Source organism: Mucilaginibacter sp. P4_C11 (assembly GCF_056402115.1).
On the sequence record NZ_JBFUIA010000013.1, the window covers coordinates 77,801 to 96,162 of the forward strand.

The following is an 18,362-nucleotide window of genomic DNA, read 5'->3' on the forward strand; positions in this document are numbered from 1 at the left end:
TTTCCCCACTCTCACCAAACTCACTGCTTTTCCTTCACGTTGCTTCCGTTCCTTATTTCATCGCTGGCAACTTTTACCAGTTTATCTCCGGGTTTAATGTCGCCGAATATCTCCATCATATCGCCCGATGTAAGGCCTTTTTTTACATCAACCCATTGGGCTTTATTGTTTACCACTTTAATTACAAAAACCTTCTCGGTTGATGTTGCTACCGCTGTTTTGGCTACCACAAAGGTGCTGTCGCCGTCGGGCAGGGGAACGTTAACTTCTGCAAACATATGCGGCAGTAGTTTTTTGCTTTTATTGTAAACGTCCATTTCCAAACGCTCGGCCCTTAGTTTTTCGTCAAGCGCGCCGGCCATACGTTTTACCTGGGCTGTGAATTTTTCGTTGGGCAAAGCTTTTATGGTAAAGTTCACTTCGCTTTTATTGCTTAATGATCCGGTGTAGTTTTCTGGCACCGATACCACTAAACGAAGCCGGTTTTGGTCCTGCAAAGTAAACAACGGATCAGATCCTTTACCACCGGGGCCTACATAAGCGCCCAGGTTTACATTACGGCTGGTGATAACACCATCAAAAGGGGCTCTTATCTCCAGGTAAGCCAGGTTAGCCGATACTTCTTTTAAGGCAGATTTTGCAGCTTCCACATTAGCCATATCCGCATTCTTTTTAGCTTCGGCCTGTTCCAGGTCGTTTAGCGAAATAGTTCCGGGGGTTTTGCTGGTGCTTACCAACCTATCGTAAGTCGCTTTGCTGGCATAATAAACAGCCTCATATTGCTTAATGCGCGATTGCGCACCTGCAAGCTGTGAGTTTATTTCGGGCGCCTCTAACACCACCAGCAACTGGCCGGCATGTACTTCAGATCCTATATCAACTAAAAGTTTTTTAACATAACTGTTAACTTTTGCATAAAGGTCAACCTGCTGGTAAGGAATCAGTTCGCCGGGGATGGAAATGCTGCTGCTTAATTTACCTTTGGCTACAGTTACCAGTTCAACAGTTGGTGTTTCTGCAGCTGCCTGCGTTTGCTCTTCTGCCTGTTGGTCTTGTTTTTCCTTATCATCAGAGTGGCAAGCACTTAATGAGTTTAAAGCAATAGCAAAAGCGGCAAGGATAAGTATTGGTTTATTTTTAAATTTATTCATGATGATGTAAAGGGACATAAAATTTACTTTCTTTATCTTCTGGGTCTAATGAAACGGATTGGGTTGTGGTGTTGCCTTGTACCCATGCAAAAACCAGCGGCAATACCAGCAAAGCTGCAAAGGTTGAGGCTATAAGCCCGCCAATAACGGCCCGGCCTAATGGCGATGTTTGATCGCCGCCTTCGCCCAGGCCCGATGCCATGGGCACCATACCTACAATCATGGCCAAACTGGTCATCAAAATAGGGCGTAAACGCAGGGCAACCGCCTCGCGGGCCGATTTTAATGCGTCGCCATTATGTCTGCGTAATTCTTCGGCGTTAGTTATCAGCAATACCGCGTTGGAGATGGATACACCTACAGACATGATCATACCCATGTATGACTGCAGGTTGAGCGTTGACCCCATTATTTTTACCAAAAACAACGATCCAAACAACACAGCAGGCACTGTTGATAATACCACCAATGACATTTTAAACGACTGAAAGTTAGCAGCCAGCATCAGGAATATTACCAGGATGGCCACTATCAATCCCGATTGCAGGCTATCCAGTGTGTCTGTTAACGTTTGGCTCATACCGCGCATTTCAATAGTTAAACCACGGGGCGGTTTGCCTAACGAGTTAATAGCCTTTTGCACATCTGTTGTGGCTGTACCCAAATCCTTGTTGTATAAGTTGGCCGTTACCGATAAGGTAGGTATTGCGCCAATATTATCGTTTTCGCCGTTGGTAACCCCCGTTTTAATATCGGCAACGTCGCCCAGTACCGGGCGGGCCTGGTTAGCCAGTATAGGTATCTCGCGCACATCATTCAGGCTGCTCATCTGGTACTCTGGTACCTGTACCTGTACAAGGTAACTTAGACCCGCCTTTTCATCAATCCAGTTATTTTTTTCGGTAAATCTTGATGACGATGTAGAGGCTACTAACGACCGCGAAATGTCGTTTAGACCAACACCCAATTGAGCCGCCCGCTGCCTGTCGATATTGATATCGATAGTAGGGTAATTAAATGACTGTCCTATTTGTGCATCGCGCAGATATTTGATATCCTTTAGCTTATCTAAAATTTTGAAGGCATATTCCTGGTTTTGCTTTTTGTTTTTACCAGATAAAGCTATCTCAATAGGCGTAGGCGAGCCCTGGCTCAAAATTTTATCAGTAAGTTCTATCGGCTCGAAAGATAATTTTACACCGGGTATTTGTTTAGCAACCTGGTAGCGTATTTTTTCTTTCAAATCATCAAGGTTTACTTTGTAATCCTCGGTTAAGCTTATCTGCATAACAGCCTCCTGCGGGCCGGCCATAAACAGGTATATAGGGTTGGTTGAAAACGACGACGGGTGCGAGCCAACAAATGTTGAGGTGATGGCAATATGATTTTTGCCCACAATTTCGCCCAATATATGCTGTGCTTTAACAGCTATAATCTCGGTACGTTCAAGCCTTGTACCATCCGGCGCACGTAAACGCACCTGGAATGTGCCGGAGTTTACTTTGGGCAATACATCGCGCCCAATGATATTGAATAGTAAAAAAGCCAAAGCAAACGCACCTAATACATATACGGTTACAATAAGCTTGCGGGCCGGCAGCATACGGTCCATCAGGCGCATAAAGCTTTCCCTAAACTTGTCAAACCGGGTTGCCTTTTCGCCATGGTGCTCCAATGCAAGCTTCATGGCTTTTTCTTTTTGCTCCCAAGGCTCGCCTTCATCTTCCAGCGCGAAACCGTCGGGATGGCTGTGGTCTTCGTGTTTGTTCACCATAATCCAGTTGGCCATGATGGGTACAAACGTTTGGGCCAAAAAGTAAGAGATGATCATGGAGAAACCGATGGCTAATGCCAGTGGCAAAAACAAAGCGCCTGGGATACCTGTCATGGTAAAGGCTGGCGCAAATACCGCCAGGATACAAAACAGGATCAATAACTTAGGGAATGCTATCTCCTTACAGGCATCCCAGATGGCTAATGCCTTGGGTTTGCCCATATCAAAGTGCTGGTGAATATTCTCGATAGTCACCGTTGATTCATCCACCAGGATCCCGATAGCCAGCGAAAGCCCGCTCAGCGTCATGATATTGATAGTTTGATGGAACAACGACAGGAAGAATATTGCCGAGATGATACAGGTTGGGATGGTTAATATTACAATTAACGCGCCGCGCCTGTCGCCCAGGAACAGCAACACCATTAAACCGGTAAGCACGGCGCCTATTGCGCCTTCCTCGGCCAAACTTTTAACGGCGTTTATTACATATATCGATTGATCGAATACAAAAGATAGTTTTACATCCGGCGGTACCAAAGCCTGGAACCTCGGCAATGCCTTCTTTAAATTTTGCACTACCTCCCAGGTTGATGCCGTGGCCGATTTGGTAATAGGCAGGTAAACCGACCGTTTGCCGTTGATAAGTGCGTATCCATTGGTGATATCCGCCCCATCCTCAATGGTTGCTACATCGCGCATAAATACGGTTTGGATGCCGTTTTTATACAGCGGGATATCCCCAAAATCCTTTACATTTTTAATGGTGGTATTTGATGGCGCCAGGTAATTATAATCGCCTATGCGCACGTTACCCGCAGGGGTGTTCTGGTTGTTTTCGCGCAGGGCAGCAACAATCTGATCGGGCGTTAAATTGTGGGTCCTTAACGCAGTCGGATCTATTTTAATCAATACGGTACGTTGGTTACCCCCAAACGGAGCAGGTGCAACCAAACCGGGTATTGACGTAAACGACGAGCGGATATAAACCGATGCATAATCCAGTAACTCGTTATTGGTACGAGTGGCGCTGCTTAATACCAGCTGGCCAACGGGCAGGGTAGAAGCATCAAACCTGAGGATAAACGGCGGTTGCGACCCCTGCGGAAAAGCCGATTGTGCCCGGTTGGTATAACTCGTGACCTCCGCCGCGGCCTGTGCCATGTTGGTACCCTCGTAAAAAGTAACTTTTATCAGTGTTAAGCCTTGTATGTTTTTTGTTTCGATACTTTTTACGCCCGATACAAATAGCAGTAAGTTAACATATTGCTTACCAAAGTAAGCCTCCATTTGGTTTGGGGTAAAACCGCCGTATGGGTGAGATACATAGATAACCGGCAGGTTCAAATCCGGAAAAATATCGATCTTGATGGTACGTACCGCATTTATCCCGAAAAAAAACAACCCGGCTACTATCACCAATATGGTAATTGGTTTTTGAAGCGCCCCTTTTATCATTCCCATTATTTATATAATATATCTTTAAAAATTATTGATGAATAATCCAAAATCGCCGGTGGCGGCTGCTTTGTAAAGCAATGCCTGCCAAACGTTGTTGGATGCTATGTACTTGTCAACTTCGGCACGGTTTAGCGTGTAAAGCGCCTGCGTAAAATCAACAATGTTTGATAGCCCGTTTTTATACAGGGCATATTTTTGGGTATAGGCATCGCTGGCTGCTTTAACTTCAACGGGTACTTCGTTGTAGTTTTTAAGGGCGTTGCTGATGCGGGTTTCGGCCAATGACTGCTGGGCCTGCAGCTGCTGGGCTACCAGGTCATAATCATTTTTATATTGAGCCGATGTGAATTTTTGCGATTGTACCTGGTAATGTGTCCTGAAAATAGTTGTAAAATTCCAAACCATAGCCACCCCAAATAAATAATTATAGCGGGTAGGGTCGGCACCGGCACCATAGCTGCTGCTGTAACTGTTTTGGTTGGTGCCATAATCGGAGTTAAAACCCGAACCGCGGCCCTGGTAAACACCAAACAGGCTAAAGGTGGGTAAGGCAAACGTTTTAAGGTATTTGGCCTGCTCATCGCTCACGCCTATCCGGTTTTGGTAATAACGCAAAGTAGGATGATCTGTAACAGCAACGGCGCTTTGCGCGGCCAGTGTTGTTGGCGCTTTGGTAATAAAGGCGCTATCCAGTTCAAATTCCCGCGCCGGGATGCCTAAGTAAACAGAAAGCTGGTTGCTTTGGTCTTGTACCGTTTGCTGCGTATTGGTTAAAGCTATACGGGCGTTTGATACCTCGGCATTGGCTAAAGATGAATCAACACCGGCATTAAGTCCGTTTTTTACACGGGCAACCACCACGGTTTGCAGGTCGATGGCACGTTTAAGGTTATCCTCCTGTGCTTTTTGCAATTGTTGTGCGGCCAATAAATTAAGATAGGTACTTGCAACACGTACCTGGTGTTGAAAAGTTTCCTGGGTCAGGTCGGCTTGTTCGCGGTTAACCACCTGGCTTTGCACTTTAACTTTTTCCTTTGCTTTGCCGAAGCTGAAAAAATCCCAGCTTACATTGCTTAGGTAAAGCGAGCCAAATGCCGAATTCCAGTTTTGCTTAGGTAGTGCAGGGCCCGATGATGCCGCCGAAAGACCATGATAGCCATAAAGCGGGCCGTTTTGGCCATTGGCGGTTCCGTAGTCTTGTTGTGCCGAGATGCTTACATCTGGTAGATATTCTGCGCGTGTTTCTTTTAAATATGCCCTGGCAGCGTTTAACTGATTAGCTTTCGACTTGATGGTACCGTAATTAGCGAGCGCCATTTGTTCAGCATCTTTAATATTGAGAACCTTTTGCTGAGCCTGAGCCTGGATGACATAAAAAACACCTAAAAACAGAAGTAATTGTTTTGAAGGTATCTGTAACATTGTAGTGTAATTTGTACACGGCAAATGTAGATTTATCATATATATTAGAAAAATGAATTAATTTTGTCATAATCATTAGAAAAACTAATATATGAATATTGCACTCCATCATTTCCGTTTGGTTGATACAATTTCTAAAGAAGGATCGCTTACAAAAGCAGCCGCAACTTTGCACTTAACACAGTCGGCACTGAGCCATCAGCTGAAAGAATTGGAGCGCGAAATGGACATTGAAGTTTTTCACCGGCAGGGTAAAAAACTCCATCTTAGCGAGCAGGGGTACCGCTTCCTGCGGAGCGCCGAAAAGATCCTGGCCGAGCTGAATTCGCTGGAGGAAGACATCCAGAATTACAAGAATGGCAAGACCGGAAAACTCACCATCAGCATGCAATGTTACACGGCATACCACTGGTTGCCGGGCATCATCAAATATTACAAAAACCGCTGGCCTGATATCAATATCCACATTTTATCGGATGCAACACGCCGTCCGCTGGAGTATTTAATGCGCGGCGAACTGGATATTGGCATAGTGCGTACACAGATGATAAATACCAAAATTGTATACGAACCTATCTTTGAAGACCAGCTTGTGGCCGTAATTTGTACCGATCATCCGCTGGCAAAAAAAGAGGTTATAGACGTTACAGATTTTCATGGCGAAGAGCTCATTTTACCGTTGTATGATCCATCATACCAGGACACGCCCGTGATTGAAGCCCTTATCCAGGCGCAGCAGGTAAAGCCCAAAACGCTGCACCGTATTCACTATACAGATGCCACTATAGAGATGGTAAACGCAGGCCTTGGCATCAGCGTTATGGCCGACTGGATTGTTAAACCATACCTCAATGGTCGCAACATTGTGACAAAACCACTACATCATACCATTGCCCAACGCACCTGGTACGCAGCAACTATTAAGCAAACACCGGCTATTCAGAATTTTTTGGAGTGCCTGAAGATGCATTTTTCTATAAATGGATTGATTGGAGACCCAACCGCCGCTATTTTGGAACCGATGGCGGAGGTGGTTTAATATGTTTTTTACATAATTATCGAGTATGCGAAGTCCAGAAGGCTTCGCATTTTTTGCATCTTATTATTAGGCTGCCCTACCTCGTGTATATCTCCCGCATATTCACCTGGATGCAATAATCGGTTATCCAGTTGTTAGCTACATCAACATATAAAATATTGGGTTTGTTGTTTTTGTTGATAATACGTTTATCCATCCACTCGTTAACCGCCACCGGGATAGACCGGTTTCCTATAACCGATAAATCCCGGATGCTGCGGTGATTGCGGATAACGCTGGTGAGGGCCATTACGCCGTTTATCAGCGGGTTAAGGTTTTCGTCCTGGAAATCATTGCACACCATGGCGGCTTCATCGCTGCTTTGGGTTAGCTGCCAATCCAGTCGTACCAGGTCGTTATCATTCAATTTGCCGGTGATGCCGGTAAAAAATGTCTTTTCTTTTAAAAGCAGGTTATCTAAAATGTTGGTGGCCGCATATTCCCGTTTAAAATTGATAAAGCATTTGGATGATTTTGCAATGGAGCATGAGTCTATCATTTTATCGGCGCTGGCATATTGCTCAAAAACTACCACCACTTTGCCGGCCAGCTGGCTTAATGGTATATCGGCCAGTTTTTTGCCGCCGTTGGCAAATACCATGTTGCGGCCAAGGGTATCTAAAATAAATTGGGCAACTTTAGCAGCCGGTGCTTCCTTTTCGCAAAAATGGCTGAAGGATAGTATAACAGTTTCTTTATTGTTGGCTGCCAGGAAACCTTTTATGCCCAATAAAATACTGCTGAATTTTTCGCCATAGCCCCCTCCAATAGCATCTTCCATACAATCAGAAGCGCAGTGTTTGGTATATAGCGCGTTTTTATAAATGCCAATCCGTAAATCAAACATACGGATGCCCGAATTTAACTGGCCTGTTACATTTTTTACCTGAGTAAGGGTATTACACTCATTAATGGTACCTGCCTGCTGCCCGCCCGCAGCCGTTAAAACCGACATGCCGGCATCATGTGCACCGGGTATGGCAATATCTTTTAAGTTGTAATTGGCTTTGGCGGGGTAAAAGGTTTCCTCCATCCATTTGGCGGGGTTATAATTGCTGAAGTAAGATATATAGCATTTGTTATCCAGCCCAACATAGGCCAGTATTGATTTACTTTTGTCCACATCACATATCGAAACCGGGCTTTGCGTGGCAAAATACCCTGGCAACGGACTTTCGGCGAGACGTAGTTTGCCCAGTTCTTCGGTGGTATAATAAAGCCTGGTTTCTTTTTTGCCACCCCGCCAAACGTAAAACAACTTACCCGAGTCATACACCTTGAAAATAGCCGGCGATACGCCGCTTTGAACCTTGTACAACTGCTTTTGTTTGGTCCATTCATCGTTATTGATATTACAGTCGGCATAATAAATACCCTCATCCCTATAACCCCTGTAGGTAATCCTGATAACCGAATCTGAAAGGCTGGCAACAAAGGGATAAGCCGCACTTTTACCGGGTATTTTTTTAAGGCCATCGCAGGTAAGCTGTCCATCGGTACTAATTTTAGCCAATGCATACACCATTCCATCCTTGGAGTTGCTGTGCGACGTAATGGTTATTTTGTCGCCATTTATTGCCGACGTAATGCCCTGGGTTAAAGGTGACATATTGTTTATAGCCAAAGTATAAACCTGGCTGTCGTTAAAGCCGGTTTCGCTGCTGTTAAAAGTATATTTGATGCTGCCATCGGTACCAATCCAAATTAAATACAGGCGGGTTGGTGTTTTGCGTAACACCGGGGCGAAACCGCTTTGTGCTTCTTTTATAAGGTAGTCATGCTCAACAGCTAAGTGCTGGTATTTATCGCCAAGGTAGGCCACATGTATGCCGCCTGTTTGGCTATCGGTCCATGTTATAAAATACCTGCCGTTAAAAAGGGTAATATCTACCGCCTTGTTTGTAACAGCATTAGGCAAAAGGTTTATTGGTACACTAAAGCTCAGGTTTTGGGCAATAACGCTCACGCTTATAAATGTGAAAAAAGTTAAAAAAAAGGCAACGTGGCGAGGCTTCATGACAGCAGGTATTTGTGCGTATTAAGTTAAATTTTTTTTATTAAGAGTTAAATATTAAATTGCTTAAAACAACCTGCTTTGAAAAAAATCTGCCTAACTCTTATTTGCTTCGGCTTTTGCTTTTATTATGCGGCCGCCCAGGATACCCACTATTGGGCCCAGGAATATAATCCTGCCGGATTTTTAACACCGGGGGCTGCCGTTGCCCTAACCAGGGACAGCGGCGTGCTGTACTTTAATCCCGCGCTTTTGGCTTTTAATACTAAAAACTCGGCCAGCATCAGTGGCTCGGTGTACCAGTTTAATTCTGCAAAGGTTAATAATGGCGTGGGCACGGGTTATCCCCTTAAATCATCAAACGTAAGTATTATACCGGTGGTGGCATCGGGAGTTATCGCGTTTAAAGGCGGCAAAAAATTCACTATAGGATACGCCATTATTCATAACCCGGTGATTGATTTTCACTCCACCCAGCAGCGCGATGACAAGTTTAATGTTTTGAGCGATGATTACAGCCCCGGCAGCGAAGAGTTTATAGGCCAGTACAGTATTCAAAATACGGTTACCGAAACCGCAGGCCTGGTAAGCGCGGGCTTTAAGGTTTCGCCCAGGCTGTCGCTGGGGCTTTCGGCGCAGGGCCAACTGCACAGCCAGCATTATACCCAAAATTACAGCGCAAGGGCTTTTATTAACACTGCTACCAGCGATGGTTTGCCGCCCATTGCTAACGACCAGGAAGAATTCCAGGTGAGTCATTATAATGCAGGGATGAACTTTAGGGCTGGCGTGGCTTACGACTTTTCGCGGCATCATTTAGGATTGACGGTAACATCGCCCCTGGTTAAACTGAAAAGCAATGGCGAAATACTAAGCGATGACATAGTGACCGATTTACGGCTTACCCCCACAGATACTATAAATCTTTTGGCCAGCAGCCGGCAAACCAAGCTTAAAGAAACCTGGAAAATGCCCTTAAGTATTGCAGGTGGTTATGCCTATGACACCGATTGGGGCCAAATTTATGTGAGTGCAGAGTATTTTAGCAGGATAAACGAATACAATATTATAACCCCAAGGAATGATTACTTTATAAGGGGAGATGGTGGTGGTTCCCAAAGTTTTACATCATCATTTATAAAGGTGAAAGATGCCCGGAAAGCAGTAACCAACTTTGGCTTAGGTGTAAGTTTTGGGCTAACGCCCGAGGTTACCGGCTATGTTTCGGGCCGTACCGATTTTAGTTATGCCGATAAGAACCTTTTTGCGGATGATGACGGACAAACCGTAAATACTGCATATTACAACAATTATCATGGGCAAATAGGTGCCAACCTAAAAAGGCGCAAATTTAACCTGCGTGTGGGCCTGTTGTTTACCTACGGGTATACCACGCAATACATGCAACCCTACAATTTTAATACCCCGCACGAAAGTAATTTTTTAAACGGCGAAACTGTAAATAGTCCCGCAACTAATTTTGTGGTTGGACTAATGTTTGCTTATGTGCATAATTTGTAAAGGGGGAAGCTGAAGGCGTAAATCAGAAAGCTTAAAACTGAAAGGCTTTGTTGCTTCCTGCTTAACGCATCTTGTTATTGTGGCGGAGGTGACGGTAAATTAGGAGGGCAGATTTGTTTCAGCATTTCAACTATTTTATCCAGCTTTTCAATTTCAATTGAATTTAGTTTTGCCAGCAATTGTTCTATTTCCTGTTTGGCTTCTACGTTTGTTTTAAAATCGGCATCGGCCTGCGCGCGATCGCGTTCACCTTGCCGGTTTTGGGCCATCATAATTATTGGCGCGGCATAAGCGGCCTGGGTAGAAAAAAGCAGGTTTAGCAGGATAAAAGGGTAAACGTCCCAATGCCTTACAAACGCAACCACATTAAGGCCCATCCATAAAACTACTATCAGCGATTGAATGATGATAAATCGCCATGAACCCATGCCCTTTGCTACGCTATCGGCCAGCCTTTGGCCAAATGCTAATGATGCTGTGTGCTTCTCGTGCCACGTTTTGTTTTGTTCCATTTCTTTTAATTTTTATTGGTGATTAAAAGCGGGCAGGGAAATTCGCGCTTAGGCAGTAATGTTAAGCAAAGCTTTTGTAATTAAATTGTTTAAACGGTCAATTTTTTAGCGCGTCGCTGTTTTTTCGGGCTATCTTGTCAAAAAGCACAGGGAACAAATAAAATTTAGTTGCCAGGTAAGCTTTCTGTCAGGAGAAAGGCATATAAATAGTTAACGGCGAGAAGCTGTTATTTAATAATAACTAACAGAATAAGCTTATACCGTCTGGAAGATACAAGCATCAAATGATACCTTGTTTTTATTGGCCGACAGTGGTTAAATGCCCCAGGTACCAAAGGGACTTGTATTGGCCAGCAACGGGGCACAAATATTTGGATGAGCCTAAATTATGCTACCAATTTAGTGTTAACCATGATAAAATTTAAAATATTGATTATCAAATGTTTGTAAAAAATATATCTGAAATGTGTTAAGTTATGTTAACCCAATTAGGTGCGTTTGCCCTTAGCCTTCGGTAAACTTGTTACTATTATTGGGCAAAAAACCATATTTTGGTGCCATCCAAATTTTATGACAATAAGCAGGCCTTCAATAAAGTATGAATAAAAGATATACCTGTTTTTTATGGCTTTTAATTCATATCATTTTTTCTGTCGGCGCTTTTGCGCAGTCACCTGCAAAAATCAACACCGTATTTCAAATTTATAAAGATAGCGGCCAGGCTGCACCTACATTTGCGCCGAGCAAGGTGCAGGCAATTGGCAATCGGCAACTTAAAGTGAATGCGACACAAACCGTATTGCCGCCAAATATTAAATATCAAAGTCCGCAGGTTTACATCACCAATACGGTTATACCATCATTAACGCCTGCCAACACAGGCGGCGCGGTGCCTGCAGCAATATACGGGCAGGTAAGTACATTTGCCGGCGGGCGCGCTCCGGTTACTTACGATTCACAGGGGACAGATGCTGGCTTTAACCTGCCCTCGGGCATTAGTGCCGATGCTGTGGGTAACATTTACGTTTCGGATTTTGGCAGCGGTGCTATCCGTAAAATATCGCCTGCGGCCAATGTACACACCATTGCCAACACCAATTCGCCATCGGGATTGGCGCTTGATAGCCAGGGCAATATTTATGTTACCGATTTTAACACCAATAAGATCCTTAAAATTACCCCGGCGGGCGTATCGTCGGTTTTTGCAGGCAGCGGCAACGCCGGCAAAATTGATGGCATAGGCAGCGCAGCTTCGTTTAGCGCCCCGGGAGGTATAGCTGTTGATGCCTCGGGCAATATTTATGTAGCCGATCAGCAAAATAACAGCATTCGTTTCATCAGTCCTGCGGGGGAAGTTAAAACAATTGCCGGTAGTGGTGTTGCCGGTGCCAACAACGCTACCGGCCTTGCTGCTACTTTTAATAACCCCGACGGGCTTGCAATTGATAAGCAGGGCAATATTTACGTGGCCGATACAAAAAATAACATGATCAGGAAGATTGCAACCGATGGTTCGGTGACAACTTTTGCGGGCAGCGGGGCAGTTGGCAATGCCGATGGGTTAAAAACAGCAGCCTCATTTAACTACCCTACCGGGCTGGCAATTGATGCACCTGGTAATTTGTATGTGGCCGATTATAAAAATCACTCCATCCGGAAAATTACACCGGCGGGGGAGGTAACAACCATTGCCGGTAATGGCTCGCCCGGTAGTGTAAATGGTATTGGTAGCGCAGCAACTTTTAATTATCCCATCGGCGTGGTTGTTGACAGCAACGGTAATTTATTTATAACGGATTTTGCCAATTACCTGGTAAGGGAAATAAACTTAACCGGCTATACTATTGATAAGCCGCTACCGGCCGGATTGGTATTTGATCCTAACGCCGGCATTATAAGTGGTACGCCAACGGCCGCAACCCCGGCCGCCAATTATACCATTACGGCGTATAACGCGGGCGGCAGCAGCAATACAACTATAAATATACAGGTAAGCGATGTGCCGCTTAAGCCATCTGTTATCACCTTTAATTCGTTGCCATCTGCTGTTAAAAACGTTATAAAGCCAAGTGTCAGCAGCACCAACCCAGAGACGCCTGTTGTTTTAACAAGCAGCAACCCGGCTGTAGCCATTATTACTGCTGATGGCAATATACTGCTAACCGGCGTGGGTTATACAACAATTACCGCCACCCAGGACGGCAATGTGAATTATAGCACAGCCGCTCCGGTATCGCGGCAACTTGTTGTATACCAGCAAGGGGTTATTGTGTTTGCAGCCTTACCGGTTAAGTACCTGAACGATGCCGACTTTGTTCCCGTAGCCAAAAGCAATGTTACAGCCTTCCCCATAACGTATACCAGCAGTAATCCGCAGGTAGCAACCATTATTAATGGAATGATCCATGTTACGGGTATTGGCACTACCACCATTACAGCATCGCAGGCAGGGGACGCTTTGAACCTTCGGGCTACACCGGTTACCCAGGAGCTAACCGTTAGCCCGATGCTGGCATTTGGAGTTATACCTTCAAAAGTATCCTGCGACAATGATTTCGATCCCGGTGCCACCAGCCTTAAGCCAATTAGCTATACCAGTAGTAACCCGGCTGTGGCAACGATTGTAAATGGCCAGGTTCACCTGGTTGCTACCGGCACCTCAACTATAACGGCCACCAGTAACGGCGAGGTGCTTACTCAGGTTTTAACAGTTACTAACGTATCGGCGCCGGCCGTATCTATAAGCTCAGATCTGCATAGTCCTAATTGTAACGGCACCACTATTTTATTTACGGCAAGCCCCACCAACGCAGGTGCAAGTCCAACTTATGCCTGGCAGGTAAATGGCAGTGCTGCTGGGGATAATAGCGCTACATTTTCAAGCAGTACACTGGCCAATGGCGATGTTGTTACCTGTACACTCACCAATAACAGCACCTGTGCCGGGCCGTTAACGGCCCATTCAAATGCCATCAATGTGAACGTGATAGCACCGCTTAGCCCATCACCATCGGTAGCCATTGCCGCATCGGCCGATGGCGTGTATGCCGGCACCACCATTATATTTACCGCAACAGCACAGCCCTCCGCAGCCATTACAGCCTACCAATGGCAGGTAAACGGTACCAATGTGGGCTTAAATCAAAGTACATTTACCGGCAATTCTTTTAATAATGGCGATGTGGTTACCTGTACCATTACAACAAACAATGCCTGCACAGCACCTGTTACCAGTAATTTGCTGTTTGTTAATATTTTGCCACCTGTTGTCATAACTGTTGTTAACGCGTTTAGCCCCAATGGCGATGGGGTTAACGATACATGGAATATTCCCAACCTTTCTTTTTTTCCCGATTGCCTGGTGAGTGTGTTTAATAGGTACGGGCTTAAGGTGATGCAATCAACAGGTTATGCCAAAGCCTGGGATGGCACCTATGGCGGCAAAACATTACCTGCCGGGGTATATTATTACATTATCGATACCAAAGATAGCAGCAGGTCCAGGCTATCCGGTAATGTTACTATTTTAAGATAAATTACGTTTGTGGGCGTTTCCACCACTGGTATAAGTGGTGGCTGTGCTATCTGCTCATACTGTACGCCCGGCGCTGTACCCACAACCGGCATTAAGCACGGGCCGGTATCCGCGGCTATCATTAACGCGAACCTGGGGGTAATTGTGGGCCTGCTATCCTGTGCGATAGTAAATCCAAAGAAACAGTTCCGGTTTGTACAATTTTGTCACCGGCGGCAACAATAGCTTTGTATCATCATTTAATTATTGTTGTTATGTTTAAAATCACCCTTATTATTACCGTGGCCTTGTCATCAATGTTTTATACCGGCAATGCCCAGCAAAAAAGTAAAAACCCAGATCTGGCCGAAGCAAAAAAAGCGATAGCCGAAAGTAACCGCGTTTATTTCCAGGCGTTTGTTAAAAATGATCCGGCCATATTTATCAACAGATATGCCAAAGATTGCTGGATAATGCCGCCAAACGCCCCGGTCATGCAGGGGGGCGACGCACCGCTAAAGTTTTTTAAAATGACCTATGACAAAATAGGGCTACGGAACGGAAAATTTATTACCCTTGATGTATTTGGCGATGGTGAGCATTATGTAACCGAAGTAGGGCTTTGGAAATCGTACGATGCCAACAATAAGCTGTTTGACGAGGGTAAATTCCTGGTGTTGTGGAAGAAAACGCCCGCAGGTTGGAAAATGTTTCGCGATTCGTTCAGCAGCGATCACCATAAATAATGTAATAAATCAGGGTTGATGTAACAGAAGAACCGTAAATTCACATTATGGAATTTAAACATTTTTTTCCATCGGATATTTTAAAGCCTTATGTAAGGCATTACTATATTTTTGAATCAGATTCGGACACGGAATTTGAGGATACTGTATTTCCGAGCGGAGATATGGAAGTTATTTTTAACCTGGGTAGTGGTACCTGGGAATCGTTGGTTGATCATGAATTTCTGAAAACCCCACCCATTGAGCTATGGGGACAAATTACAAAACCCCTGGCCATCCGATCAAAGGGCCGCCATACTATGCTGGGCATTAAGTTTTTTACACATTCAGCGGCCTATTTTTTCAATGATGACATAGGCGCGTTTAACGACAGGATAACCGATTTTGCTGATGTTATTGGCAGCCCCGCAAAAATATTGCACACCCGGCTGCTGGAAACAACAGAGCAACTGAAAAGAATAACCCTGATAGAAAACTTCCTGGTAAAGCGATTGATGGACAGTGAAAAAAGAGCACCAGGAATTGACAGGGTGGCTCATATTTTATCAAGCATAAAAAAAGAACCCGCCGAAAATAACCTGGGCAATATTGCCTCAAAATATGGTATTACTCCCCGTTACCTGCACAAATTAATTTACCGGCATACAGGTTTGTCGCCATCGTCATTCAATAAAATCATCCGCTTTCAGTATAGCCTTAAGCTTATCACCAGAAACGAGCAGCCCTTTACTGCTATCGCTTATGATAGCGGGTATTTTGACCAGTCGCATTTTATCCGCGATTTTAAATCTTTTACGGGCTTTACACCCTCGGCCTACCTGCAAAATATAACCCCGGTTAACCAGCTTTTACAGCAATAATTTAAACCGTTCCGGTTTGTACAATTTTGGCATTTGCAGCTGCCATACCTTTGTTTCAACAATTAAAACAAAGGTACAACATGAATAATTTCGAAACATTTTCGCAACTGCACCAAAACCCAACCCCGCTTATTTTAGGAAACATTTGGGATGTAAGGAGTGCACAAATTTTTGAGGCCAATGGTTACCAGGCCATTGGTGTTTCCAGCCAGGCGCTATCAAATGCAATGGGCTACCAGGATGGCGAGAACCTGCCCTTTGGCGTGCTGCTGCAATTGGCCAAACGAGTTGTTGAGGTAGTTAATATCCCCTTTTCCGTAGATATGGAAGGCGGTTACAGCCGCACTATCGAAGGTATTATTGCCAACATAGATAAACTGCACGATGCAGGTGTGGTTGGTATAAACCTGGAGGATACCATTGCCGGTGACAGCAGGTACCTGAAGCCTGTTGATGAATTTCAAAAAACGCTGTCGGCAGTGGCAAACCACATCAGCAGGAACAACTTAAAACTGTTTTTAAACATCCGCACCGATGGTTTCCTGCTGGGCCTGCCATCGGCACTATCCGAAACACTTATACGAGTTGAAAATTATGAAAACGCGGGAGCCAGCGGAGTTTTTGTGCCCTGCATTACCTATAGCAACGACATTGAAGCGGTTGTGAAAGCTACCCGTTTGCCTGTAAACGTAATGTGCATGCCTGCACTGCCCGATTTTGAAGCACTTGCTTCGCTGGGTGTAAAACGCGTTAGCATGGGGCCGTTTCTTTTTAATAAGGCCTATGATAACGTTAGCCGGCTCGCCGCCGCGGTCATCAGCGATAAAAATTTCTTGTCAATTATTTAACCATTTTAATTCATCCATAAATTTAATAAACCATGAACTTACCAAGAAGGGCCGAAGATGCCCATGCAACACTGGCCGCTGCTTTTAACACAGGCGATGTAGCCACCGTAATGAGTATGTACGATGTAACCGGCATTATCGTACCCGAACCCAACAAGCCGGTATCGGGCAGGCAACAGTTTGAAGATTCGATAAAAGCCATTTTATCCATCAAAGGAAAAATGGAGATTAAAACCGTGTATTGCCTGCAAACCGGAAATATTGCCCTCGGCCGGTCTGAATGGAGCATTACTGATGGCGACGACGTGAAAGTGGCTGCCAAAGGCATTGAAGTAATGCAGCAGCAAACCGATGGTACCTGGAAAATAATCATCGACCAGGCCTTTGGTGCCGAAGCTGACCTGGTAGCTTAAAACAGCTCAACAACATGTTTCAACCGGCCCTGCCTCCTTACGGAGCAGGACCGGCTTTTTTAATGGATGCATGGCGACCTGTTAAAGCCGGTTCTTCAGCGCTGATAGGTCGCATTGCAAGGTTTTGTCCCAGTTGCCGGTTGTTGCAGCGGCATCATAGGTGGATTGCATAAACTCAAGCAAAGTAGCTTCGGGATTTGCAGCTCGTTGCACCGATTCGTAGGTGAGCAGGAATTCGCCCATTTCAGTGCTATAAAATGCCTCGGGTGGTGCTACCTGCTGTGTGCCAAAATCACCCGGGGTAGGGTAACAGTACGAATAGAATGTGGGGTGCGGAAACGCATCCGAGCCTGCCCAAAAGCCGCATGAGCTTACTTCGTGCGAATAAGCCTCCTGCATTACGACTTTGGGCATATTGGGCATAGCGCCCTGGTGCAAGGGCGCCGGCCTGCCCGAAAAACGGGTAACAGCCAAATCAAAACCACCCCAAAAAAAGTGTACCGGGCTGTTTTTGCCCTGGAAACCGGCCCTGAAATCGGTGAATACATTATGGATGCGCACCAGTGCCTGCCAAAAGTTGTGCATTACAGCGGCATCATAGCCACAGGGAGCATGGTTTTGGGCAAAAGGTATGGCTGGATCAACCTCGTTGGGTACCGCGTAAATGGTTACATCCACGCCGGCTTGTTGCAGTGTATTTATCAAACCGGTATAAAATTCGGCTACAGTTTTGCCTCCTATGGCAAAATCAAGTTTTGCCCCTTTGCTGGTAGTTATCTGTACCTGGTGACTGATGAAATCAAGGTCGATCTGGAAAACACCGCCCGCATACGGCATGCTGCCGGTAGTTAAGCCTGTTGGGCTAACATACAAAGTAACCTGCCATGAATGATTGATCCAGGGCATTTGCTGCAGCCTTATTTTGCCAACTACCTGGGTGTACATGTGTACAGTAGCTATAGTTTCTTTCAGATCGTGATAATCTAAAACAGGCCAGTTAGGAGAGGGGTGATTATTCATTTGCTGGGGTTTTTTAGGGAACAATAAG

13 protein-coding genes are annotated in these 18,362 nt (G+C 45.2%); 7 read left to right on the top strand and 6 right to left on the bottom strand.

Annotation, left to right across the window (positions count from 1 at the left end; translation table 11 throughout):
• Positions 1-20: 20 nt before the first annotated feature.
• From AC1DU2_RS13685 to AC1DU2_RS13695, 3 genes are read right to left on the bottom strand one after another with little or no spacing between them, the layout of a single operon-like run.
• Positions 21-1,151, bottom strand: a complete 1,131-nt coding sequence (locus tag AC1DU2_RS13685) for an efflux RND transporter periplasmic adaptor subunit (RefSeq protein ID WP_477384940.1) — start codon at positions 1,149-1,151, stop codon at positions 21-23.
• Positions 1,144-4,389, bottom strand: coding sequence for an efflux RND transporter permease subunit (locus AC1DU2_RS13690; protein ID WP_477356095.1), 3,246 nt, complete (start codon positions 4,387-4,389; stop codon positions 1,144-1,146). The genes AC1DU2_RS13685 and AC1DU2_RS13690 overlap by 8 nt, the downstream gene beginning before the upstream one ends.
• Before the next feature lie 18 nt (positions 4,390-4,407).
• On the bottom strand, positions 4,408-5,808 hold the full coding sequence (locus AC1DU2_RS13695; RefSeq protein ID WP_477384941.1) for a TolC family protein: 1,401 nt from the start codon (positions 5,806-5,808) through the stop codon (positions 4,408-4,410).
• A gap of 91 nt (positions 5,809-5,899) precedes the next feature.
• Here AC1DU2_RS13695 and AC1DU2_RS13700 point away from each other — a divergent pair, with 91 nt between their 5' ends.
• On the top strand, positions 5,900-6,847 hold the full coding sequence (locus tag AC1DU2_RS13700) for a LysR family transcriptional regulator (RefSeq protein ID WP_477356101.1): 948 nt from the start codon (positions 5,900-5,902) through the stop codon (positions 6,845-6,847).
• Positions 6,848-6,923: 76 nt separating this feature from the next.
• Here AC1DU2_RS13700 and AC1DU2_RS13705 read toward each other — a convergent pair whose 3' ends face one another.
• Positions 6,924-8,903: a phosphatidylinositol-specific phospholipase C domain-containing protein gene (locus AC1DU2_RS13705; protein WP_477384942.1), complete on the bottom strand. Its 1,980-nt coding sequence runs from the start codon at positions 8,901-8,903 to the stop codon at positions 6,924-6,926.
• A 78-nt stretch (positions 8,904-8,981) separates the two neighbouring features.
• Between AC1DU2_RS13705 and AC1DU2_RS13710 the strand changes: the two genes are divergently transcribed.
• Positions 8,982-10,421, top strand: coding sequence for a hypothetical protein (locus tag AC1DU2_RS13710; protein ID WP_477384943.1), 1,440 nt, complete (start codon positions 8,982-8,984; stop codon positions 10,419-10,421).
• 74 nt (positions 10,422-10,495) lie between these two features.
• Here the strand turns inward: AC1DU2_RS13710 and AC1DU2_RS13715 are convergent, their stop codons facing one another.
• Positions 10,496-10,933 carry a DUF1003 domain-containing protein gene (locus tag AC1DU2_RS13715; protein ID WP_477356110.1) on the bottom strand — a complete coding sequence of 146 codons (438 nt, stop codon included), beginning with the start codon at positions 10,931-10,933 and terminating at the stop codon, positions 10,496-10,498.
• Positions 10,934-11,531: 598 nt separating this feature from the next.
• On the opposite strand from AC1DU2_RS13715, the gene AC1DU2_RS13720 reads away from it, so the two are divergent.
• From AC1DU2_RS13720 to AC1DU2_RS13740, 5 genes are all read left to right on the top strand, one after another.
• Positions 11,532-14,468, top strand: coding sequence for a T9SS type B sorting domain-containing protein (locus tag AC1DU2_RS13720; RefSeq protein WP_477384944.1), 2,937 nt, complete (start codon positions 11,532-11,534; stop codon positions 14,466-14,468).
• A gap of 254 nt (positions 14,469-14,722) precedes the next feature.
• The gene (locus AC1DU2_RS13725; protein WP_477384945.1) at positions 14,723-15,193 is read left to right on the top strand and encodes a YybH family protein; all 471 of its coding nucleotides are present in this window, start codon (positions 14,723-14,725) and stop codon (positions 15,191-15,193) included.
• Between the two features lie 47 nt (positions 15,194-15,240).
• Complete coding sequence (locus tag AC1DU2_RS13730; protein ID WP_477384946.1) at positions 15,241-16,053, top strand: helix-turn-helix domain-containing protein; 813 nt, start codon at positions 15,241-15,243, stop codon at positions 16,051-16,053.
• Positions 16,054-16,133: 80 nt separating this feature from the next.
• Positions 16,134-16,901: an isocitrate lyase/PEP mutase family protein gene (locus tag AC1DU2_RS13735; RefSeq protein WP_477384947.1), complete on the top strand. Its 768-nt coding sequence runs from the start codon at positions 16,134-16,136 to the stop codon at positions 16,899-16,901.
• A 32-nt stretch (positions 16,902-16,933) separates the two neighbouring features.
• Positions 16,934-17,314: a YybH family protein gene (locus AC1DU2_RS13740; RefSeq protein WP_477384948.1), complete on the top strand. Its 381-nt coding sequence runs from the start codon at positions 16,934-16,936 to the stop codon at positions 17,312-17,314.
• An 81-nt stretch (positions 17,315-17,395) separates the two neighbouring features.
• Here AC1DU2_RS13740 and AC1DU2_RS13745 read toward each other — a convergent pair whose 3' ends face one another.
• On the bottom strand, positions 17,396-18,334 hold the full coding sequence (locus AC1DU2_RS13745) for a DUF5996 family protein (protein ID WP_477384949.1): 939 nt from the start codon (positions 18,332-18,334) through the stop codon (positions 17,396-17,398).
• Positions 18,335-18,362 lie beyond the last annotated feature (28 nt).

Bases quoted from the DNA above. Each gene is read 5' to 3' on its own strand.
- AC1DU2_RS13685 (WP_477384940.1), bottom strand. From the start codon at position 1,151: ATGAATAAATTTAAAAATAAACCAATACTTATCCTTGCCGCTTTTGCT.
- AC1DU2_RS13690 (WP_477356095.1), bottom strand. From the start codon at position 4,389: ATGGGAATGATAAAAGGGGCGCTTCAAAAACCAATTACCATATTGGTG.
- AC1DU2_RS13695 (WP_477384941.1), bottom strand. From the start codon at position 5,808: ATGTTACAGATACCTTCAAAACAATTACTTCTGTTTTTAGGTGTTTTT.
- AC1DU2_RS13700 (WP_477356101.1), top strand. From the start codon at position 5,900: ATGAATATTGCACTCCATCATTTCCGTTTGGTTGATACAATTTCTAAA.
- AC1DU2_RS13705 (WP_477384942.1), bottom strand. From the start codon at position 8,903: ATGAAGCCTCGCCACGTTGCCTTTTTTTTAACTTTTTTCACATTTATA.
- AC1DU2_RS13715 (WP_477356110.1), bottom strand. From the start codon at position 10,933: ATGGAACAAAACAAAACGTGGCACGAGAAGCACACAGCATCATTAGCA.
- AC1DU2_RS13720 (WP_477384944.1), top strand. From the start codon at position 11,532: ATGAATAAAAGATATACCTGTTTTTTATGGCTTTTAATTCATATCATT.
- AC1DU2_RS13725 (WP_477384945.1), top strand. From the start codon at position 14,723: ATGTTTAAAATCACCCTTATTATTACCGTGGCCTTGTCATCAATGTTT.
- AC1DU2_RS13730 (WP_477384946.1), top strand. From the start codon at position 15,241: ATGGAATTTAAACATTTTTTTCCATCGGATATTTTAAAGCCTTATGTA.
- AC1DU2_RS13735 (WP_477384947.1), top strand. From the start codon at position 16,134: ATGAATAATTTCGAAACATTTTCGCAACTGCACCAAAACCCAACCCCG.
- AC1DU2_RS13740 (WP_477384948.1), top strand. From the start codon at position 16,934: ATGAACTTACCAAGAAGGGCCGAAGATGCCCATGCAACACTGGCCGCT.
- AC1DU2_RS13745 (WP_477384949.1), bottom strand. From the start codon at position 18,334: ATGAATAATCACCCCTCTCCTAACTGGCCTGTTTTAGATTATCACGAT.